The 20,219-nt window shown below is 71.7% G+C and carries 21 protein-coding genes and 1 pseudogene; 9 read left to right on the plus strand and 13 right to left on the minus strand.

What is annotated here, in order from left to right; translation table 11 throughout:
- Nucleotides 1-113 precede the first annotated feature (113 nt).
- Nucleotides 114-1,322: pseudogene (locus Sm713_RS22830) on the minus strand (adenosylmethionine--8-amino-7-oxononanoate transaminase); the annotation flags it as partial.
- Between the two features lie 193 nt (nucleotides 1,323-1,515).
- Nucleotides 1,516-2,778, minus strand: a complete 1,263-nt coding sequence (gene bioB / locus Sm713_RS22835) for a biotin synthase BioB (RefSeq protein WP_212911405.1) — start codon at nucleotides 2,776-2,778, stop codon at nucleotides 1,516-1,518.
- A 157-nt stretch (nucleotides 2,779-2,935) separates the two neighbouring features.
- Between bioB and Sm713_RS22840 the strand changes: the two genes are divergently transcribed.
- The 5 genes from Sm713_RS22840 to Sm713_RS22860 all read left to right on the plus strand — a co-directional run bounded on the left by Sm713_RS22840 (nucleotide 2,936) and on the right by Sm713_RS22860 (nucleotide 8,380).
- Nucleotides 2,936-4,075, plus strand: a complete 1,140-nt coding sequence (locus Sm713_RS22840) for an 8-amino-7-oxononanoate synthase (protein ID WP_212911406.1) — start codon at nucleotides 2,936-2,938, stop codon at nucleotides 4,073-4,075.
- Nucleotides 4,076-4,338: 263 nt separating this feature from the next.
- Nucleotides 4,339-5,394 carry an ABC transporter ATP-binding protein gene (locus Sm713_RS22845; RefSeq protein WP_212911407.1) on the plus strand — a complete coding sequence of 352 codons (1,056 nt, stop codon included), beginning with the start codon at nucleotides 4,339-4,341 and terminating at the stop codon, nucleotides 5,392-5,394.
- Between the two features lie 62 nt (nucleotides 5,395-5,456).
- Complete coding sequence (locus Sm713_RS22850; protein ID WP_374196064.1) at nucleotides 5,457-6,659, plus strand: ABC transporter substrate-binding protein; 1,203 nt, start codon at nucleotides 5,457-5,459, stop codon at nucleotides 6,657-6,659.
- A 7-nt stretch (nucleotides 6,660-6,666) separates the two neighbouring features.
- Nucleotides 6,667-7,551, plus strand: a complete 885-nt coding sequence (locus Sm713_RS22855; RefSeq protein WP_212911409.1) for an ABC transporter permease — start codon at nucleotides 6,667-6,669, stop codon at nucleotides 7,549-7,551.
- A 13-nt stretch (nucleotides 7,552-7,564) separates the two neighbouring features.
- The gene (locus Sm713_RS22860) at nucleotides 7,565-8,380 is read left to right on the plus strand and encodes an ABC transporter permease (RefSeq protein WP_212911410.1); all 816 of its coding nucleotides are present in this window, start codon (nucleotides 7,565-7,567) and stop codon (nucleotides 8,378-8,380) included.
- A gap of 52 nt (nucleotides 8,381-8,432) precedes the next feature.
- On the opposite strand, the gene Sm713_RS22865 is transcribed toward Sm713_RS22860, so the two are convergent.
- Entirely contained in the window at nucleotides 8,433-8,657 is a 225-nt protein-coding gene (locus Sm713_RS22865) for a DUF397 domain-containing protein (RefSeq protein WP_212911411.1), read from the minus strand.
- 11 nt (nucleotides 8,658-8,668) lie between these two features.
- Nucleotides 8,669-9,529, minus strand: a complete 861-nt coding sequence (locus tag Sm713_RS22870) for a helix-turn-helix transcriptional regulator (protein ID WP_212911412.1) — start codon at nucleotides 9,527-9,529, stop codon at nucleotides 8,669-8,671.
- Between the two features lie 261 nt (nucleotides 9,530-9,790).
- On the opposite strand from Sm713_RS22870, the gene Sm713_RS22875 reads away from it, so the two are divergent.
- Nucleotides 9,791-10,237: an ATP-binding protein gene (locus Sm713_RS22875; RefSeq protein ID WP_212911413.1), complete on the plus strand. Its 447-nt coding sequence runs from the start codon at nucleotides 9,791-9,793 to the stop codon at nucleotides 10,235-10,237.
- A gap of 82 nt (nucleotides 10,238-10,319) precedes the next feature.
- Here the strand turns inward: Sm713_RS22875 and Sm713_RS22880 are convergent, their stop codons facing one another.
- Genes Sm713_RS22880 through Sm713_RS22890 form a run of 3 tightly spaced genes read right to left on the minus strand, consistent with a single transcriptional unit; the run spans nucleotide 10,320 to nucleotide 11,889 of the window.
- A complete protein-coding gene (locus Sm713_RS22880; RefSeq protein WP_212911414.1) occupies nucleotides 10,320-10,856 on the minus strand; it encodes a DUF6328 family protein in 537 nt (178 codons plus the stop codon).
- 51 nt (nucleotides 10,857-10,907) lie between these two features.
- Nucleotides 10,908-11,228, minus strand: a complete 321-nt coding sequence (locus Sm713_RS22885; protein WP_212911415.1) for a hypothetical protein — start codon at nucleotides 11,226-11,228, stop codon at nucleotides 10,908-10,910.
- Nucleotides 11,229-11,235: 7 nt separating this feature from the next.
- The gene (locus tag Sm713_RS22890) at nucleotides 11,236-11,889 is read right to left on the minus strand and encodes an ATP-dependent Clp protease proteolytic subunit (RefSeq protein WP_212911416.1); all 654 of its coding nucleotides are present in this window, start codon (nucleotides 11,887-11,889) and stop codon (nucleotides 11,236-11,238) included.
- Between the two features lie 109 nt (nucleotides 11,890-11,998).
- Here Sm713_RS22890 and Sm713_RS22895 point away from each other — a divergent pair, with 109 nt between their 5' ends.
- Nucleotides 11,999-12,277: a type II toxin-antitoxin system Phd/YefM family antitoxin gene (locus tag Sm713_RS22895; RefSeq protein WP_212911417.1), complete on the plus strand. Its 279-nt coding sequence runs from the start codon at nucleotides 11,999-12,001 to the stop codon at nucleotides 12,275-12,277.
- Between the two features lie 56 nt (nucleotides 12,278-12,333).
- Here the strand turns inward: Sm713_RS22895 and Sm713_RS22900 are convergent, their stop codons facing one another.
- On the minus strand, nucleotides 12,334-13,347 hold the full coding sequence (locus Sm713_RS22900) for an ABC transporter permease (RefSeq protein ID WP_212911418.1): 1,014 nt from the start codon (nucleotides 13,345-13,347) through the stop codon (nucleotides 12,334-12,336).
- 122 nt (nucleotides 13,348-13,469) lie between these two features.
- Between Sm713_RS22900 and Sm713_RS22905 the strand changes: the two genes are divergently transcribed.
- Complete coding sequence (locus Sm713_RS22905; protein WP_212911419.1) at nucleotides 13,470-14,093, plus strand: TetR/AcrR family transcriptional regulator; 624 nt, start codon at nucleotides 13,470-13,472, stop codon at nucleotides 14,091-14,093.
- 136 nt (nucleotides 14,094-14,229) lie between these two features.
- Here the strand turns inward: Sm713_RS22905 and Sm713_RS22910 are convergent, their stop codons facing one another.
- Both Sm713_RS22910 and Sm713_RS22915 read right to left on the minus strand, forming a co-directional pair.
- Nucleotides 14,230-15,270: an NAD(P)-dependent oxidoreductase gene (locus Sm713_RS22910; protein WP_249416448.1), complete on the minus strand. Its 1,041-nt coding sequence runs from the start codon at nucleotides 15,268-15,270 to the stop codon at nucleotides 14,230-14,232.
- 102 nt (nucleotides 15,271-15,372) lie between these two features.
- A complete protein-coding gene (locus Sm713_RS22915) occupies nucleotides 15,373-16,119 on the minus strand; it encodes a 1-acyl-sn-glycerol-3-phosphate acyltransferase (RefSeq protein ID WP_212911420.1) in 747 nt (248 codons plus the stop codon).
- 944 nt (nucleotides 16,120-17,063) lie between these two features.
- On the opposite strand from Sm713_RS22915, the gene Sm713_RS22920 reads away from it, so the two are divergent.
- Nucleotides 17,064-17,705 (plus strand): LmbU family transcriptional regulator, encoded by a 642-nt coding sequence (locus tag Sm713_RS22920; protein WP_212911421.1) that lies wholly within the window; start codon nucleotides 17,064-17,066, stop codon nucleotides 17,703-17,705.
- 361 nt (nucleotides 17,706-18,066) lie between these two features.
- Here Sm713_RS22920 and Sm713_RS22925 read toward each other — a convergent pair whose 3' ends face one another.
- The 3 genes from Sm713_RS22925 to Sm713_RS22935 all read right to left on the minus strand — a co-directional run bounded on the left by Sm713_RS22925 (nucleotide 18,067) and on the right by Sm713_RS22935 (nucleotide 19,990).
- Nucleotides 18,067-18,579: a winged helix-turn-helix domain-containing protein gene (locus Sm713_RS22925; RefSeq protein WP_212911422.1), complete on the minus strand. Its 513-nt coding sequence runs from the start codon at nucleotides 18,577-18,579 to the stop codon at nucleotides 18,067-18,069.
- Between the two features lie 354 nt (nucleotides 18,580-18,933).
- On the minus strand, nucleotides 18,934-19,404 hold the full coding sequence (locus Sm713_RS22930) for a helix-turn-helix domain-containing protein (protein WP_249416449.1): 471 nt from the start codon (nucleotides 19,402-19,404) through the stop codon (nucleotides 18,934-18,936).
- A 265-nt stretch (nucleotides 19,405-19,669) separates the two neighbouring features.
- The gene (locus Sm713_RS22935; protein WP_212911424.1) at nucleotides 19,670-19,990 is read right to left on the minus strand and encodes a DUF3040 domain-containing protein; all 321 of its coding nucleotides are present in this window, start codon (nucleotides 19,988-19,990) and stop codon (nucleotides 19,670-19,672) included.
- Nucleotides 19,991-20,219: the final 229 nt, after the last annotated feature.

Here is a 20,219-nt window from a genome sequence, read left to right on the forward strand (position 1 = left end):
CCCGCGCCGCGCGGCCTTCCCGGACGGAGCACCTCTGCCGGGCGGCCGTCCGCAACCGCCCCCGCCCCGTGGGCCACCGGCGGCCTCCCCTGCGGACCTTCCGCCCCGGCCGCCTCAGCGGCCGCGCACACCGCACGGCAGATCCGGGCCACGTCCTCGTCGCCCGTGACGTAGGGGGGCATGGTGTACAGCAGGTCGCCGAACGGCCTGATCCAGACACCCGCGTCAACGGCCGCCCGGGTCGCCGCGGCCATACCCCGCTCGTCCAGAGGGCGTTCCAGCTGCACCACGCCGATCGCGCCGAGCACCCGTACGTCACGGACCCCGGGCAGCGCGGCGGCCGGCCCGAGCCCGGCACGCAGGCCCCGCTCGATGCGCCGTACCTCGGCGGCCCAGTCCTGCGCGAGGAGCAGCGAGACGGAGGCGTCCGCGACGGCCGCGGCCAGCGGGTTTCCCATGAACGTCGGCCCGTGTGCCAGTACCGGCACCTCGCCGCGGGCGATGCCGTCCGCCACGCGCGCGGTGCACAGCGTGGCCGCCATCGTCAGATAGCCGCCGGTCAGGGCCTTGCCCACGCACATCACATCGGGGGTGACACCGGCCTGTTCGGCCGCGAACAGCGTGCCCGTGCGGCCGAAGCCGGTGGCGATCTCGTCGAACACGAGCAGCACGTCGTGCCGGTCGCACGCCTCGCGGAGCGTCCGCAGATAGCGGGGCGAGTGGAAGCGCATCCCGCCCGCCCCCTGCACCACGGGCTCCACGATCACCGCGGCCAGCTCCCCGGCATGCCGGGCCACGAGGTCGTGCAGCTGCTCCGCGTACCGCTCGTCGTACTCGGCGGGCGGCGGGTCCGCGAAGATCTGGCGCGGCAGGACACCGGACCACAGCGCGTGCATGCCGCCGTCCGGATCGCAGACCGACATCGGCTGCCAGGTGTCGCCGTGGTAGCCGCCGCGCCAGGTCAGCAGCCTGTGCTTGGCCGGGCGGCCCAGGGAGCGCCAGTACTGGAGGCACATCTTGAGGGCGACCTCGACGGAGACCGATCCGGAGTCCGCGAGGAAGACGTGCTCCAGCCCCTCGGGCGTGATGTCGACAAGTCGCTTCGACAGTCGGACGGCGGGCTCGTGGGTGAGCCCGCCGAACATGACATGGCTCATCCGGTCGAGCTGCCGCCGCGCCGCCTCGTTGAGCACGGGGTGGTTGTAGCCGTGTATCGCCGACCACCACGACGCCATGGCGTCCACCAGCTCGCGGCCGTCCGCGAGCCGGAGCCTGACCCCGGAGGCGGAGGCGACGAGCAGCGGTTCCTGGCGGCCCGGCATGGGGCCGTACGGGTGCCAGACGTGCCGGCGGTCCAGCTCCAGCAGCTCGGGCAGGTCCCGTGGCCCGGGCGTGTCCTGCGGTTCGAGCAGGTCCTGCGGCCCGGGCGTGTCCTGCGGTTCGAGCAGGTCCCGTGGCCCGGGGGCGTCCTGCGGTTGGGGCAGGTCCCCGGCCCCGGCTCCCTCCCGCGCCGCCTCAGGCATTGGGCGCGAGATCGGTGCCGGCGCCACGGCGGCGTACGGTCACCAGGTCGGCGTGCGAGACGGGGGCGGGCCGCTCGGCGGCAGCCGCGTCGCCCTCGCCGTCTGTCTCACCGTGGCGGACGGCGCCCGCCGTGACAGCTGCCGAGGCACCCGCGGAAGCACCAGCCCCCGCGCAGCCCCCGGAGTCCCCGCTCCCGCAGGCATCGCCCGTGCAGGCGCCGCCGTCCGCCGGTGCCTGGCCGCCGGGCGTGCGCCGGTGGGCGGGCAGGGTCGTCGTGTCGGTGCCCTCCACCTCGAAGCCGGCGTCCGCGATCATGTCGAGGTCAGCCTTGCCCGCCTGGCCCTCGCTGGTCAGGTAGTCGCCGAGGAAGATCGAGTTGGCGAGGTGCAGGGCGAGGGGTTGCAGGGTGCGCAGGTGGATCTCGCGCCCGCCCGCGATCCGCACCTCGGCGTCCTGGCAGACGAGGCGGACCATGGCCAGGATGCGCAGGCACCGCTGCGGCGTCAGGTTCCACTCCTTCGCGAGCGGGGTGCCCTCGAAGGGGATGAGGAAGTTCACCGGCACCGAGTCCGCGTTCAGCGCACGCAGGGAGAAGACCACGTCGACCAGGTCCTCGTCCGTCTCGCCCATGCCCGCGATCAGCCCGGAGCAGGCCGACAGGCCGGCCGCCCGCGCCCGCTGCACGGTGTCCACCCGGTCGTCGTAGGTGTGCGTCGTGGTGATCTCGCCGTAGGTCGCGGCCGAGGTGTTCAGGTTGTGGTTGTAGGCGTCGGCTCCCGCCGCGCGCAGCCGCTCGGCCTGCCCCGCCGAGAGCAGTCCGAGGCAGGCGCACACCTCCACGTCCTCGTGTCGCTCCTTGATGGCCGCGATGGTGCCCGAGACGCGGTCCACGTCGCGGTCCGTCGGCCCCCTGCCGCTGGCGACCAGGCAGACCCGCTTGGCGCCGCCCGCGACACCGGCCGCAGCCGTCCGTGCCGCCTCGTCCGCCTTCAGCCAGGTGTACTTGAGGATGCCCGCCTGGGAGCCGAGCCGCTGCGAGCAGTACGAGCAGTCCTCCGGGCAGAGGCCCGACTTGAGGTTGACCAGGTAGTTGAGCTTGACCCGTCGCCCGAACCAGTGCCTGCGCACCCGTCCGGCCGCCGCCACCACATCGAGGAGTTCGTCGTCGGAGGTCGCCAGTACGGCGAGCGCTTCCTCGCGGGTCGGCGCCTCGCACCGGAGCCCCTTGTCCACCAGCGTGTTCAGCAGGTCCATGGCCCGATCTTCGCGTACGAGGGCGTGCGCAGCCAAGGAGGATTCGCACAACACCACCCATCCAAGCTGTGGGTATTGCCACAGCCTGGGTGGCAGGCGCGACGGTTAGGGTCTGTGCACTGCCTACAAATCCCTCTCTGCCCTCCCGGAGCCCCGCATGCCCAGAGCGCCCTTCGACTGGATCGACGTGCAGGCCCGCGACCGCCGTGCCGCAGGTCTGGTGCGCACCCTCCGTCCCAGGGCGCACGACACGGGGCGGCTCGATCTGGCCGGCAACGACTACCTGGGTCTCGCCCGCCACCCGGAGGTCACGGCAGCGGCGGCAGAAGCCGCTCGGGCCTGGGGCGCCGGGTCCACCGGCTCCCGGCTGGTGACCGGCACCACCGAGCTGCACGCGGAGCTGGAGCGCGAACTCGCCGCGTTCTGCGGCGCCGAGGCCGCCCTGGTGTTCTCCTCCGGCTACGCGGCCAACCTGGCGGCCGTCACCTCGCTCGCGCCGCGCGGCAGCCTGATCGTCTCCGACGCGGGCAACCACGCCTCGCTCATCGACGGCTGCCGGCTGGCCCGGGGCACGAAGCAGGTGGTGCCGCACGCCGATCCCGAGGCGGTGCGCAAGGCGCTGGCCGGACACGACGGGCCCGCGATCGTTGTCTGCGACTCCGTGTTCTCCGTGGACGGCGACATGGTCCCGCTGGCCGAACTCGCCGCCGCCTGCCGATCCGAGGGCGCCGGCCTCGTGGTCGACGACGCGCACGGCTTCGGCGTGCTGGGCGAGGGCGGCCGGGGCGGGCCCTACGCGGCCGGCCTCGCGGGCGCCGGCGACTCCGTCACCGTCGTCACGCTCTCCAAGTCGCTCGGCAGCCAGGGCGGCGCGGTGCTCGGCCCGGCCCGCGTCATCGACCACATCGTCAACACCGCCAGGACGTTCTTCTTCGACACGGGCCTCGCACCGGCCGCGGTGGGCGGCGCGCTGGCCGCCCTGCGGCTGCTGCGGGGCGAGCCCGACCGCCCGCGCCGCGCCCGCGCGGCGGCCACGGCCCTGTACACCGGCCTCACCGCCGGCGGGCTGGCGGCCGGGCGCCCCGACGCGGCCGTGGTCTCCGTGCGGGCCCCGTCCGCCGAGGAAGCCGTGCGCTGGTCCGCGGCCTGCCGCTCCGGGGGCGTGGAGGTGGGCTGCTTCCGCCCGCCGTCCGTTCCCGACGGGATGTCCCGCCTCCGGCTGGCCGCACGCGCCGACCTGACGGAAGATCAGACAGACCGGGCCGTGCGGACGGTCCTGGAAACCGCCCCGCGCTGAGGGCGCCCGGGGGCGGAGGCCCTCGAGCGAGGGGCGGGCGGGCGAACGGAGGGAAAGGAATCAGCCGTTGTGGCGCTTGAGGTCGGCTCGGGAGGGAAAGGAATCAGCGCATCCCGGGGACGCCCCCATGTCCGCCGGGTTCCACCAAGTGCTGGTAGGGGGAGGGGACTCCGGGAGAGCGAGGACGAGCCCGCAGGGTGAAGGGCGCCGTACCGAATCGAGGTCCGAAAGAAGCACGCCAGGGGCACCAGAAGGGACGAGGCATGGAGCGAGCGGCGATCCGGCTGAGGGGTCTGGCCAAGACCTTCGGCCGGGTGGAGGCGGTGGCCGGGGTGGACCTGGCCATAGCGGACGGCGAGTTCTTCTCGATGCTGGGCCCCTCGGGCTCCGGCAAGACCACCGTGCTCCGCCTCGTCGCCGGCTTCGAGACGCCCACGGCGGGCTCCGTGGAGCTGGCGGGCCGTGACGTGACCCGGCTCGCCCCCTTCGAGCGGGACGTGCACACCGTCTTCCAGGACTACGCCCTCTTCCCGCACATGACGGTCGAGCAGAACATCTGCTATCCGCTGCGGATCAAGGGGGTGCCGAAGGCGGAGCGGGTGCGCCGGGCGGGCGAGGCGCTGGAGCAGGTGCGGCTCGCCGGCTACGGCAGGCGCCGCCCCGGGCAGCTCTCCGGAGGCCAGCGGCAACGCGTCGCGCTCGCCAGGGCGTTGGTGGGGCACCCGAAGGTGCTGCTCCTCGACGAGCCGCTGGGCGCCCTCGACCTCAAGTTGCGGGAAGAGATGCAGACAGAGCTCAAGCAACTCCAGCGGGACGTCGGCATCACGTTCGTGTTCGTCACCCACGATCAGGAGGAGGCGCTGACGATGAGCGACCGCATCGCCGTCTTCCACCGCGGTCGGGTCGAACAGGCCGGTACGCCCGCGGAGATATACGAGAAGCCGGCGAACGCCTTCGTCGCGGGTTTCGTCGGCACCTCCAACCTGCTCACCGGCGACGTGGCCAAGCGGCTGCTGGGCACCTCGGGCACCTACAGCGTCCGCCCAGAGAAGATCGCCCTGACGGCGGACGGAGCCGGGAGCGGCGGTGCGGGCGGCGCCGGCGAGGCCGAGCACGCCACGGCGTCCGGCACCGTCTCGGACGTGGTCTACCTGGGGGACACGACGCGGTTCCTGGTCGACCTGGACGCCGGCGGCAGGCTCACCGTCCTCCAGCAGAACCTGGACGCCTCCTCCGAGGACGTCGCCGCCCACCGCGGTGCCCGCGTCGGCCTGCGCTGGCGCCGCCGCCACACCGTGCCCATCCCCGACTCCGGCTGACCGCTCCACCCGTACGTTCATCCCGCCGGTCCCCCTCACGTCTGGAGAATGTTGTCGTGCGCGTGAACCCCGCCCTCAAAGCCGCGGCGGTCGCAGCCCTGCTGCTCGTGGCCACCGCCTGCGGATCCTCCGACTCCGGCGGCTCCTCCGGGTCGCCGGGCTCCGGCGGGTTCCGTCCTCCGGACCTGAAGGCGCAGTCGAAGCTGGGCAAGACGGAGGGCCAGGTCAACCTGATCGCCTGGGCCGGTTACGTCGAGGACGGGTCCAACGACCCCAAGGTCGACTGGGTCACCGACTTCGAGAAGCAGACGGGCTGCCAGGTCCACGCGAAGACGGCGGCCACCTCCGATGAGATGGTGTCGCTGATGAAGACCGGCGACTACGACGCCGTCTCCGCCTCCGGCGACGCCTCGCTCCGCCTGATCGCCTCCGGTGACGCGGCCCCCGTCAACACCAAGCTGGTGCCCAACTACCGCGACGTCTTCCCCGGGTTGAAGAACCAGGACTGGAACTCCGTGCGCGGCGTCAGCTACGGCATCCCGCACGGCCGCGGCGCCAACCTGCTCATGTACAACACCCAGCAGGTCAAGCCCGCCCCCGACTCCTGGTCCGCGGTCTTCGACGACGCCTCGCGGCACAAGGGCAAGGTGACCGCGTACGACTCCCCGATCTACATCGCGGACGCGGCCCTGTACCTGATGGCCACGGAGCCGAGCCTCGGCATCAAGAACCCGTACTCCCTCGACCAGAAGCAGTTCGACGCCTCCGTGGATCTGCTGAAGAAGCAGAACACGGACGTCGGCGAGTACTGGAGCGACTACCTCAAGGAGGTCTCCGCCTTCAAGAGCGGTGACTCGGTGGTCGGCACCTCCTGGCAGGTCATCGCCAACCTCGCCAAGTCCGAAGGGGCCAAGATCAACGCGGTGCTGCCCAAGGAGGGCGCGACGGGCTGGTCCGACACCTGGATGCTCGCCGCCAAGGCCAAGCACCCCAACTGCGCCTACAAGTGGCTCGACTGGATCATCTCGCCCAAGGTCAACGCCGAGGTCGCCGAGTACTTCGGCGAGGCGCCGTCCAACGCCAAGGCCTGCGCGGAGACCGCCGACAAGAACCACTGCGCGATCTTCCACGCGAGCGACGAGCCGTACTGGAAGAAGGTCCACTACTGGACGACACCCATCGAGCAGTGCCTCGACGGCCGCACCGACGTCAAGTGCGTGCCGTACACGAAGTGGGTGCAGGCCTGGAACGAGATCAAGGGCTGATCCGCTCATGACGTCCACCGAGCAGGCCGCCGGAGGGGTCCGGCGGCTCGCCGGGGCGCTGCACCGCCGTCCACGGCTGCGCCTGTCGCTGCTGCTCGGCGCGCCGCTGCTCTGGCTCGTGGTCGCCTACCTCGGCTCCCTCGCGGTGCTCTTCCTGTCCGCGTTCTGGACCACGGACTCCTTCACGTCCGAGGTCGTCAAGGTGTGGTCCACGGACAACTTCTCGTCCCTGCTCTCCGAGCCGCTGTACCGGCGGGTCGCGCTGCGCAGCGTGGGCGTGGCGCTCGCGGTCACCGCGCTGTGCGCCGTGATCGCGTTCCCCGTCGCCTTCTACACGGCCCGGGTGGCCCGCCCCCGCTGGCGGCCGCTGCTGGTGGCGGCGATCCTCACCCCGCTGTGGGCCAGCTATCTGGTGAAGGTCTACGCGTGGCGGCTGATCCTGGCCTCCGACGGGCCGCTCGACTGGGTGCTGGCGCCGTTCGGCATCAGCGGGCCCGGCTACGGGCTGACGGCCACCGTCGTCGTGCTGACGTACCTGTGGCTGCCGTACATGATCCTGCCCATCCACGCCGGGCTCGAACGGCTCCCGGAGAGCCTGCTGGACGCCTCCGCGGACCTCGGCGCGCGGTCGTGGCGCACGGTGCGCTCCGTGGTGCTGCCGATGGTGCTGCCCTCGGTGGCCGCCGGCTCGGTCTTCACGTTCTCGCTGAGCCTGGGCGACTACATCACCGTGCAGATCGTCGGCGGCAAGACGCAGCTGATCGGCAACCTCGTCTACTCGAACGTCTCGTTGAACCTGCCGCTGGCCGCCGCGCTCGGCATGGTTCCCGTCGTGGTGATCGTGCTCTATCTGCTGGCGGTGCGCCGCACCGGCGCGCTGAGCAGCCTGTGAGGAGGCCCCAGGCATGCGACTGTCCCGTCCCGCACGCATCGCGCTGCGCACCATAGCCGCCCTGGGCTTCGCGGTCGTCTACCTGCCGCTGCTGATCGTGCTCCTCAACTCCTTCAACCCGGACCGCAGCGCGAGCTGGCCGCCGCCCGGTCTCACCCTGCACTGGTGGGCCGAGGCGTGGCGGAACTCCGGGGCCAGGCACGCGCTGTGGACGTCGCTGGAGGCGGGTGCCGCGGCCACCGCGGTCGCCCTCGCGCTGGGCACGCTGATCGCGTTCGCGGTGCAGCGGCACGCCTTCTTCGGGCGCGAGGCGCTCTCGTTCGCCGTGGTGCTGCCCATCGCGCTGCCCGGCATCGTCACCGGCATCGCGCTGAACTCCGCCATCAAGACGGTGCTGGAGCCGGTGGGCGTCGGACTCGGGCTGTTCACGGTCGTGGTCGGGCACGCCACGTTCTGCGTGGTGGTGGTCTTCAACAACGTGGTGGCACGGCTGCGCAGGATGCCCAGGTCCGTCGAGGAGGCCGCGATGGACCTGGGAGCCCACACTTTCCGGGCCTTCGCCGACGTCACCTTCCCGCTGGTGCGCTCCGCGCTGGCCGCGGGAGGGCTGCTGGCGTTCGCCCTGTCCTTCGACGAGATCGTGGTGACGACCTTCACGGCGGGTCCCGGCGTGCAGACCCTGCCGTTGTGGATCTTCGACAACATGGCCCGGCCCCAGCAGGCCCCGGTGGTCAACGTGGTGGCCGCGGTGCTGGTGCTGGTGTCGGTGGTGCCCATCTACCTCGCGCAGCGGCTCTCCTCGGACACCGCGGCCGGCAGCAGGATCTGAACGGCTCACCGGAGTGCCCGGGGGCGGCCCGCGCCGCCCCCGGGCACCCGGTTCAGCGCACCTGGGCCAGGAAGGAGCGCCAGGCCCCGGGCGAGAACAGCACGGCCGGCCCCGCGGGACGCTTGGAGTCCCGCACCGCGAGCAGTCCTGCCCCGGGCCCGGCCGTCAGGGCGGCGGTCTCCACGCAGTTGTTCGCACCTGTGCTGTGGCTGCTGCGCCGCCAGACTGCGCCACGCAGAGCGGAAGTGGACGGTACGTGCCGAAACGGTCCGGACATGAGATCGCTCCCTACGTTCCCTCGCCGACACGGGCGATGTATTCCAGTGAGTCCTCGGGGGAGAGGGCATATCCCTGAAGCGATGTGAAGGCGTCGATGTACGCCCGGAGGTCTTCTTTCCGCTCGAGATAGAGGCTACTCGTTAAATGGTCGAGAACGACGACATCGAGATCGGAAATGTTCGGAAATGACAGAACTACAAAGGGGCCGGTGACTCCGATGTGCGCCCCGGCGGCGAACGGCAGGACCTGGAGCCGCACATGCGGTCTCACCGCCGCGTCCAGCAGGGCCCGTAGCTGACGGCTCATCACCTCCTCGCCGCCCACCGAGCGCCGCAGCACCGCCTCGTCCAGCACCGCGCTGAACTCCACCGGCGGATCCGAGCGCAGCACCTCCTGGCGGGCCAGGCGTACCTCCACCAGCGCGTCGACGCGGTCGTCCGGCGCGGCGCCGAGGGCCGCCCTGGTCACGGCTCGGGCGTAGTCGGGCGTCTGCAGCAGCCCCGGCACCACCGAAGTCTCCAGCGTCCGCACCCGGCGGGCCTGCGCCTCCAGGCTGATGAAGTCCCGGTACGCGGGCGGCAGCAGGCCCCGGTAGGCATGCCACCAGTCGTGCCGGCCGCCGTCGTGCTCCGAGCCCGCAAGAGCGCTCAGGAGCTGGCGCTGCCCGGGGTTCGTCACCCCGTAGGCGTCCAGCAGCAGCCGCAGATCGCCGGGCCGCACCCCGCTGCGGCCGGTCTCGACCCGGCTCACCTTCGACTGGTGCCAGCCGACGAGCGCCGCCGCCGCACCGCTGGTGAGCCCGGCGCCCAGGCGCAGCCCCCGTAGTTCGGCACCGAGCCGTCGGCGGCGCACCGTGGGTCCGTGGCGCATCGACCGTCTCCCTCCCCGGTAGTCGCGGCCGGCCCCGATGACCGCCGCTCGCTAGAGGAAGCGACGCCGGCGCGTCCAAATGCGGTCGATCGCAGCAGAGTTCACCGCATCGAGGGACAGATATATGCACTTCTCGGTGGATCGCCGCCCGTCGCCGACGCCGCAGTGGCAGTCTGGCGCACAGCACCGGTCCGGGGCCGCCCCTCGAGCCATCCGCCATGTGTCGGAGCTCGGCCCCGGTAGGAAAGGGACGACGCCGTCATGGCAGACCTACAGGAAGCATCCGTCACTCTGCCGAGCGATCCAGCCTCGGTCTCCGCCGCGCGCACGTACGTCAGCAACCTCCTCACGCAGTGGGGGTTGCCGGGTGAGGCGGAGGCGGCCGACACCGTGCGGCTGATCGTCTCCGAACTCGCCACCAACGCCGTTCAGCACACCCTGGGACAGTCGCCCACCTTCACCGTCGACGTCGCCCTGGAGCGCGACGAGCACCTGCGCATCGGCGTCACGGACAGCCATCCGCGGCACCCCAGGAGACTTCCCGGGGCCGTCCAGCAGGACAACGGCCGGGGCATGGTGATCATCCGCTGGCTGATCGCGGAGTACGGCGGCAGGCTCTTCGTCGACCCCACCCCCGAGGGCGGCAAGACGGTGTGGATCACGCTGCCCTGGGGGGCGCCCGTGCGCGAGGGACCGCTGACCGGATAGGGCGTCGCACTCGCCCTCGGGAGACCTCCAGAAGCGTACGACCGGCCGCCAACCGGGAGAACCGCCGCTCAGGGCGCCCCGGTCACCGGCCGGACGGTGCGTCCTGCGGACCCTCGCCGGGCAGGGAGGTCCGGCCCGGGCGGGACATCCGGTGCCTCACGACCATCGGCATGACGCCCCACAGCGCGGTGTGCAGCACGAACACCCCGACGCCGCAACCGATCCCCGCCGCCCTGCCGAGCGCCACGTCCACGACCAGCAGCACGGAACCGGTCAGCGCCAGCGCCAGCGCGACCATGCCGGCGATCGCCAGCCGCGAGGACATCTCCACGATCTGCGGCTTGGCATGGCGCCGGAACAGCGAGCGGTGCAGCGCCGCGGGCGCCAGGAAGAGCGCCGTGGCGATCACCGCGAGCAGCAGCGTCCCCACGTACACGCCGCGCTGGGCGTCGTCCAGCGAGGGAAAGCGGGCGGCGAAGGCCAGGGTGAGCAGGAACGCGAAGAGGATCTGCACACCGGTCTGGGTGACCCGCAACTCCTGGAGCAGTTCGGCGAAGTTGCGGTCCGCCCGCTCCAGGGGGGTCTCATTGCGTGCGTTCTCGGCAGGCTGCTCGTTCATAACGCCATGAGTAACCCGTCCGGGGCGAGCTCACGCCCCTCCGGGCGAGGGTCACGCGGAAGGCGAGCCTCCGTGCCGGATCGGCACCGCGACGCGGGCGGCGCGTCGCTCGCCGTCCAGGACGCGCAGCGCGCGCGTCAGGGTCTCGGCGTGCAGCTCGCTCTCCCCGCGCTGGTGCATCCGCACGAGCGCGTCCCGGAGCGTGGCCGCCTTGGCCACGAGGGCCTGCGCGGCGCGCAGACCGCTGTAGGTGTCGCCGGGGCGCGCCGGATTGATGCGGCCCAGCAGGTCCACGACCGCCAGGTAGCTGTCGATCAGGTCGCCCTCGGCCCGGGTGAGAGCGGGCAGCGGGGGAAGCTCGGGTGGCAGCATCTGCACCTCACTTCGCGTCGAAGTACGAGTCCGAACCGCGGCGGCTGGGCACGACCCGGTCCACCAGGCCGTACTCGACGGCCCCCTGGGCGTCGAGGATCTTGTCGCGTTCGATGTCGCTGCTGATCTGCTCCACGCTCCTGCCGGTGTGCCTGGCGAGCAGCTCCTCCAGCAGGTCGCGGGTGCGCATGATCTCGGCCGCCTGGATGGCCAGGTCGGACGCCTGCCCCTCGATCGGCTCGGCGAACTCCGGCTGGTGGATGAGCACCCGCGCGTCCGGCAGGGCCGAGCGCTTGCCCGGGGTGCCCGCGGCGAGGATCACCGCGGCCGCCGAGGCCGCCTGGCCGAGGCAGATGGTCTCCACCTCGCAGGTGACGAACTGCATGGTGTCGTAGATCGCCGTCATCGCGCTGAACGAACCGCCCGGCGAATTGATGTACAGCGAGATGTCCCGGTCCGGCGCCAGGTACTCCAGGTGCATGAACTGCGCCATCACGTCGTTCGCCGAGGTGTCGTCGATCGGGGTGCCGAGGAAGACGATCCGCTCGTCCAGCAGCTTCGAGTACGGATCCAGCGTGCGCTGGCCCGCGCTGGTGCGCTCGGTGAACTCGGGCAGGACATAGCGGCCGGTGGGCCCGGAAGGACCGGACGGACGGGTCATGGCAGCGCCTCCTCGAAGCGGTCTCCGAATCTGCGCGCCCCTGCTTGCGAGGCGCGGCTCACGTCCCTGTAAAAAATGTACAGGATGTACGTGACGTTATGATGGGAGCATGGCTTACGAGATTCCGGTGACGCAAGCGCGGGCAGAGCTCGCCGATCTGATCAACCGCGTCGTGTACGGCGGTGAACGGGTGGTCGTCACGCGGCACGGTAAACCGCTGGTCGCCCTGGTTTCCGCCGCTGACCTGCGGCGTCTCGAAGAGGAGCCGGACGCGGCGGAGGAGCGGGTGATCAGCTCGGTATCCGCGATCGGCACGCTGCCGTCCGCTCCGCGCGAACCCCAGAGGTTCGGCATCGCCGCGGAACACCGCGGCCCCGACGTCCACTGAGCCGCTGACAGGCGCCGCGAACGGCGTTCAAGCGCATCTGGCGCGCACCGCCGCTGTCAGTGGGCGCCCCTGTGCTTGTGGCCGCCGCCCCGCCGGAGCGCCGCTCCGGCCAGCACGGCGGCGAGGCCCAGTGCCGCCCAGAGCGAGAGTGCGAGCGTGGGCGCCGAGGCCCGGGCCCCGTCGAAGAAGGCGACCGAGCGCAGCAGTGACATCTCGGCGCCCGGCGGCAGCCACTGGCCGATCCGTCCGATGGGCGACGGCAGCAGGTCCGGCGCGGAATTGGCGCCGGAGAACGGGTTGCCGAGCAGGATCATGAGGAGGGCGCCGAGCCCCGTACCCGGCCGTCCGAACAGCGCGCCGAGCCCGGCCACGCCTCCGCAGATGGCCAGCGACGCAAGCCCCAGCACGCCGGCCTCATGCCACCAGTCGCCGCTCAGGGCGCCCAGCCAGGAGTCGGTGATACCGGCCGCGACCAGGCCCACCCCGGCCGATGCCGCCACCAGCGTGCCTGCCGCTCGGAGCCCCCTCAGGCCCAGCGCGGCCACCAGGGCTCCGGTGGCCACGCCCGAGATCGTCAAGGGCAGCACGCTCGCGCTGAGCACCGCGCCGCGCGGATCGCCGGGGGGTGCCGCGACCACGTCCTCCTGTGTCGGGTGGGTGCCGGGAGGGGCGTGGTCCACGACGGTCTCGCGGAGGAGCTGGGCCACCAGGGGGCTCGCCGCCGACGCCGTCAGCAGCTTCGGCCCGTGCGGGGTGGCGACCACGGCGCCGTAGACGACCCGCTTCCGCATCGCTTCCCGCGCATCCGCCTCGTCCGCGTACCGGTGGATGTCGAACGCGCCCGGATGCGCGTCCAGTTGCCGCTCCACGGGGGCCGCGGCGGGGGCCGGCCCCACCACGCCGAGCGGCAGGTCCCGGGGAGCGGTACGGGATGCGGGCCAGGCGAAGGTCCACAGGGCGAGGGCGACCAGTGCGGGCACCAGCACGATGACGGTCATCGCGCGGCGTCCGGGCGCCCTGGCCCCGGGCGCGGGCTCGGGCGCCGGGGGAGCGGCGGAGGGAGAGGACATGACTCGGCCTCGTTCCGTACCTGAGATCGTGGAATGATTGTTCGTTCTTTTTAGGCCTCACGCCACTGTCGCGCCGGGTTCCCGGCCTTGTCAAGAATGAATGTTCGTTTTAACTTGGGGGCGTGGCTCGTGTTTCCCAGGCGCACTTGGACGCCCGCAGGCGTCAGATCATGGACGGCGCGGCGGCGTGCTTCGCGCGGAACGGCTTTCACGCCACGTCCATGCAGGACGTGTTGAGGGAGGTGAACCTCTCGGCCGGCGCCGTCTACCGCTACTTCCGCGGCAAGGACGAGCTGATCGGCGCCATCGTCATGGAGGTGCTGGACACCCTGGGCAAGACCTTCGAAGTGGCGGCGCGGCTGAGCCCGCCCCCGCCGCCCGACGTCCTGCTGGGGCGGGCGATGGACGACGTGCTGCGCCAGGGCAGGGGCTTTCCGCATCTGATCGTCCAGGTCTGGACGGAGACGCTGCGCAACCCCGAGCTCTCCGCCGTGATGCGGGAAGGCTACGAGAAGGTGGTCGAGGCGTGGGTGGGGCTGGTGCGCGCGTACCAGGAGGCCGGCATGATGCGCGCCGACCTCCCCGCGGACCGGGTCGCCCGGACCATGATCGCCACAGCTCAGGGCTTCGCCGCCCAGCAGGCCCTGTTCGGCCCGCTGCCGGTGGAGGTGCTGGAGGACGGGTTGAGGGCGCTGATGAGCATGGGGGCGGCACAGGCGGGGCCGGCGGCGTCGGACGGGGCCTGAGCGGGGGCGCCCGGAACGGAGGGTGCCTGAGCCCGGCCGTCCTCGCGCGGGGTCGTGCCTGAGCGGGCGCCCTGGACGGAGGGTGCACGGGCGGGGCGGTGCCCGAGACACCGTCCCCGCGGCCCGCCGGTCCTTCTCAGGTGTGGTGCTCGGCGAGCCAGGCGTCCTCGGCCGGGTAGTCGAAGAGGTCTCTGCCGTACGCCTTGGCCATGACGGGGAACGCGGTGCGCCAGTCGCGGCCGTGGAGCCGGGCGGCGAGCCACTCCACCGTCTCCGGCAGGGAGTCCCGGTAGCCGGTGACGGCGCGGTAGCCGAGCTCGCGTTCGGCCGCCGCCATGTCGTAGACGACCGGGTGCGCGACGGTCCAGGGCGTGTCCCCGACGCCGGCCGACGGTGGCTCGCCCGGTAGCAGCACGGTCTCGGTCCTCGCGCCCATGACGGCGTCGATCGCCGCGCCGATCTCGTGCACGGTGGGCGTGTCGGGGTCGCCGGCGTTCAGCACCCGGGATCCGGGGCGGGAGGCGGCGAGCCGGATGAGCTCGGCGAGGTTGTGCACGCTCACCGGATGGAAACGGCTCTGCCCCCGGTGCGCGAGCACCCGTACCCGCCTGCCGTCCAGGTTCCGCTTCACGAAGTACAGCTCGCGGGGCGTGCGGCAGTGCGGGCCGTGGATCGCGCCCGCCCTCAGCACCGTCGTGGGCAGCCGGTCGCCCGCCGCCGCCAACTCCTGCTCCAGGGCCACCTTGCGGGTGCCGTAGCTCCGCTCGCCCGCGGGAACCGTGGGCTGGCTCTCCAGAATGGGCACCGGGTAGCGGGGGAAGCCGTCCGGCTCCTCCTGGGTGTCGAAGCTGCGGTTCTCGGCGTCCGCGTACACCCCGCCGCTGGAGATCACCACCGCCGAGCCGATCCGGTCGGCGAGGGAGAGCAACTGCCGTGCCTCGACGCTTCCGTAGGCGACCACGTCGACCACCACGTCGGCGCCGTCCCCGAGCGCCGCCGCCAACGCCTCGCCGTCGGCGCGGTCCAGTCGCAGCGCCCTGACCCCTTCGGGCCACCGCTCGTCCCGGCCGCCGCCCCGCGACGCCGCCGTCACCGTCCAGCCGTCCTCGGCGAGCGCCCGCACCGCGGCCCGCCCGATCTGCCCGCTCGCCCCGATCACCATCGCATGTCCGTCCATGCCCGGACCGTACGGGCGCGCCCGGCACGGCGGCCAGGGCGTTATGCCGACCGCAGAGTTCCTGGCGGGCGGCTCCGCCGCTGTGTCCGCGCCGGCGCGGGTTCAGCTCAGCGGCAGCCGGGGGAACCTCCTGCCGCGCGGCGCGCCGTCCTGTTCGCCCTGCTGCTCGGCGGCCTGCTCGGCCTTGACCGCGGCCGCGTACTTGTCCACGTACTCCTGGCCGGACAGCTGGAGGATGGCGTACATGATCTCGTCGGTGACGGCCCGCAGCACCGTCTTCTCGTTCTCCATGCCGTAGAAGCGCGTGAAGTCCAGGGGCGCGCCGAACCTGATCGTCACGCGGCGCCGCAGGTTCGGCACCAACTGGCCGGTCGGCTGCGCCTCGAAGGTGCCGATCATCGCGCACGGCACGACCGGAACCCGGGCCTGGAGGGCCATGGCCGCGACGCCGACCTTGCCCTTGTAGAGCCGGCCGTCGTGCGAGCGGGTGCCCTCCGGGTAGATGCCCAGCAGCTCGTCCCTGCCGAGGACGCCCAGCCCCTCGTGGATGGCCGCCTGCCCGGCCTCCTTGCCCGACCGGTCCACCGGGATCTGGCCCACGCTGTGGAAGAACGCCGCGGTGAGCCGACCCTTGATGCCGCCACCGGTGAAGTACTCGGCCTTCGCGAGGAAGGTGATGCGGCGCCTGAGGATCGACGGCATCAGGAAATGGTCGGAGAACGACAGATGATTTCCGGCGATGATCGCCGCGCCGGACTCCGGGACATGGTCGAGACCCTCGATCCTGGGCCGGAACATCAACCGCAGCAATGGGCCCAGGAAAACGTATTTGAGCACGTTGTAGACCACGGTGGCTCCCTGATGGCTCGGCTCCGGGCTGCGTTCTGCGACAGCGTTCTGCCAGGTCACAGCGTTGTTGAGAGGATGATCAGTCTAGGTCAGGGGTCGTCGTCTGTAACCACTTCCGATCAGAGTCGTACGGAGTCGTGACAGATGCGTCCCCTCGGCCCGCCGGGCGGCGCCTGTGGGACCTGAAGGTCCTACTTCCCCGTACGAGGGGCCCGACGACTCCCGCAGGGGCCTCCGAGGGCTGCCGCAGGTGCTTCTGACGGCCGGCGCAGGTGGTTCTGACGACTCCCCAACTCCGCGCCTTCGGGGATCCTTGCGGTGCCGGGCGCGAGACGGGGCGGACATAGAGCGGAACGCGCTGCCGGGGCGGGGGCCGTGCCGGCGGCCCGGACACCTCGGAGGTGCCCGGGGCAGGGGGTGACGGCAGAGGGGAACGGGGCTTGCGGGCGGGGTGGATGCCGGGGGAGGCGGGGCGGGGCGGTCGCGTTGTGCGGCCGTTTCCGGTGCGGTGTGCCGTGCCGGGCGGATGTCTGGGTGGGTGATTGCTTTGGCGATTATCCGGGCGCCCCCCGAATTTGTACGATTAGTTTCCTGGGTTTGTGTACCGGAGGACTTCGCGGCCGGCCGAGCGGGATGGCTGGCCGGAATCACCCGCGAGGCCAGCGGTATCGGTCCGATGGGTGAGCCGCAGGTCACGCGGTCCTTCGGAGGCGCATGACGAAGGCCACCGCATTCCGGTCGGCAAGTCAAGCGGGGAATCGGCCGAGGCCCCCCGGAGTATGCCGACTTCCGGTCTTGACGGTCTGTTTTCCCGTCCCGTAGCGTTTTGCAAAGACAGTCGCAGGACGCCGTAGCGCGATGACGACGAGGGTGCGGGCCGGCGCGAATTCCGGCCCGAATTCTCAGCGCAGGGGGAGAGGCCATTGAACAGGAAACGGGAGGACATGGCCGTCCCCCCGGCTCCGGCCCGAGGGGCGCCCCCACCGCGGCTCGGCAGGCCGCGCGCGGCCCGGGTCGAGGCGGACCAGCTCCTCATGACCAAGGTCGGGCTCCGGTTCCCGGCCGAGCTGAGTTTCGCGGAGTGGGAGCGCGCGGGCCACCACCTCTCCCGCATCATGGATTCCTCGTCGTGGTGCCTGGGAGACTGGCTGATGTACGGCAAGGAGCATTACGCGGACCGGTATCAGCGTGCCATTCGCGCCGCCGGACTCCAGTACCAGACGCTCCGCAACTACGCCTGGGTCGCCCGCCAGTTCCCGCTGCACCGCAGGCGTCCACGGCTGAGTTTCCAGCATCACGCGGAAGTGGCGTCACTGCCGCTGGACAAGCAGGATCTGTTCCTGGACCAGGCCGAGCGGATGAAGTGGACGACCAAACAACTCCGCAGCCGAATTCAGGACGAGCGCTCCGGCGGCAAGGATCCGAGGCCCGAGTTCGCGCTGATTCCCCGCATCCAGGTGCCGAGCAACCGCCTGGTGTCCTGGCGCAGGGCGGCGGACCACTCGGGCATCGAATTCGACCACTGGGTGCTGACGGCACTCGACCGCGCCGCGGAGCTGGAGCTGGGCGAGCTGCCCGACGAATGAGCGGGGCCGGCCCCGCCGGATCCCGCCGGCCCTCCGGCGGCCCGGCCGAGGCGCCGTGGAACGGATCTTTCGTACGGGCGCCAGGGCGGTGCACATCCTCGGATGCGCACCGCCCGCCGACCCATGTCCGCGCTGCCCCGGCTCGCCGGCACCGGCTGCCCGGCCGGGCCGTCGGCCTCCGCCCGGGGAGCACCGCGGTGGGGCCCCGGCACCACCGCGTGCGGCGACGCGGGGCCCACGCTCGCGGTGTGTGGTGACACGGGGCCCAAGCTCGCGGTGTGTGGTGACACGGGACCCACGGCCGCGGTGCGTGGCGACGGGGGGCCCATAACCCGGTGCCCAGCGGGAGCCTGACCGGCTGTCACGGGCAGACGCGGGCCGGCCGCTCGGCCTCCGCCAGCGGCTCCAGCAGGTAGCCGCGTCCCCAGGCCGTGCGGATCGCGAGGTTGACCGGGACCAGGCGTCTTCTGAGCCGCATGATGTGCAGGTCCAGGGAGTTGCGTGTGGGGTTGCTCAGCGCCGACCTGGCCAGCCGCTGCCTGAGCTCGTGACGCGGCACGACCGCCTCGAAGCGCTCCACGAAGAGTTCCATCAGTTCCGTCTGCGTGGTGGATATCGTCACCCACTGCGCGTCGAAGTAGAGCGTGCCCGACGAGTCGAGGACCGGGGTCCTGCGGCTGCGTGCGCGCTGGCGCAGCGTGGCGACCCGGGCCTCCAGGTCGGCCCGGGATATCGGAGCCCGCACCCAGTCCTCCCGCGGATCGCTGCACAACGGCGCCTCCGCGCCCCCCTCCACCACGAGCAGGCACGGAATTCCTTCTTGCTTGCAGTGGCTGCGCAAGTTCGCCTGGGCGGGCCATCGAACGAACTTCACATCACTATTGGAGCTCTTGAACACTTCGACCCCCAGAGTGAATGGTCCCTGGCGCAGACGGGCGCCAATCAGGATCAAAGAACACTAGCAAGCGGATCAAAGCACGGACAAGCAAAAATTAGTTTTCCTTGAGAACGTCCCGGTGGTTTCCCGTGACACCCCGGTTTCCCATGGGCTCGCTCGGATTCGGGAATGTCCCGTCGACAGGACAGTCGTCCGTGAAGGGAACTCAGGTTCCGCGGAACGCCCGCCTTTTGCGCCCGGCGCATTCCGGCGTTCGAAGATGTGACCCCCGTACTGAATTTCGCTCCGCGCCGGGGTTTCGCTCCTCCCGCGGCATTCGCGCCGTCTTCTTCACTCCGGCGGTGGATTCATTCCGGGGGCGCTCGTTGTGTACCGGGCGCGTACCGCGGCGCTCGCGGCCGGGCCCGCGGCGAAGACATGCGCAGCGGTGTCGACCCGGCGGCCCGTGGCCCGGTCGACCAGGACAGGGTCGACCTCCTGGCCTGTTGCCGCGTCGACCAGGACGACGCTGCGCCGCCCGGCAGGCAGCCGGCCGTTGGCCCACGCCGCCAGCGCCAGCAGCACCGGCCTCAGCGAACGGCCGAGTTCCGTGAGCACGTACGCGTCGTGGCGCGGCTCGCTGTCACTGGGCATATGGGCCATGAGGCCCGTCCTCACCAACGTGTCCAGCCTGTTGGCGACAACACCCGGTGCCCATTGACGACTGTCGCGGAACTCCTCGAAATGCGTGAGCCCGTCGTATGCGTCGTGCAGCATCTCCAGCGTCCACCAGTCGCCGATGTGCCGCACGGCCCATGTCAACGGATGGTCCTCCGCGCGCACCCCCACGGTCATTCCCTCCGAATACCGAGCCGGTTCCAACGAGGGCGCCGGCGGAACCGAGCCCGCAAGTAAAAGGTTGAGCGGAAAAACTTTTGCGCACACTATTACGCGGAGGTACGTGTAGGTGGTCGCTGTGTCGCCGACCTGTCAGCGCCCCGGGCAGCCGATCTCCGGCAAACGCGTGCGCACGGAAACGGCGCCGAATGCCTATGAGCCAGCGGGGTGTGGCGGTGCCCGGAGCCGGTCAGGCGCTGTCGCGGCGTTCCGCCCGGCGGCGCAGGGCCCGCCGGCCGCCGAGCAGCGCGAACGTCCAGGTGGCGGCGAAGGCCCAGATGACACCCGGGTTGGACGTGCTGATGCCGACCACCAGGAGGATCAGCGAGGCCAGGGCCGCCATGGCCATGAAGAAGCCACGGGCCGCGCCCGAGGCCGCCCACGCGCTGTGCAGCCGGAAGCTGAGGCGCACTGCGCGCAACCGTCGGTTCAGACGGTGGTCACGGTCGAGGGCCGCCTCCATCTCGTCCAGGATCCGTTGCTCGCGCTCGGGGAGCCGGCCTTTCGCCATGGTCGCTACCTCCCACCACTCGTCTCGGCTGGCGCACGAGTGCCCGGCATCCCGGGGGCCTAACGACACACCCCGCGCCCCACGGCCCCCGGCGGTCTGGCCGCCCGAGACCCGCGAAAGGCCCCGGTGGCCTGGGGAAGCCCGGTGGCCTGGGAGAGCCCGTGGCGCGGTCACGGTGGGCGCACGCCGGTGGTGCGCAGCGCACACAGCTGAAGGTGCTCGCCGTGCC

This window comes from Streptomyces sp. TS71-3 (assembly GCF_018327685.1).
Lineage (GTDB): Bacteria > Actinomycetota > Actinomycetes > Streptomycetales > Streptomycetaceae > Streptomyces.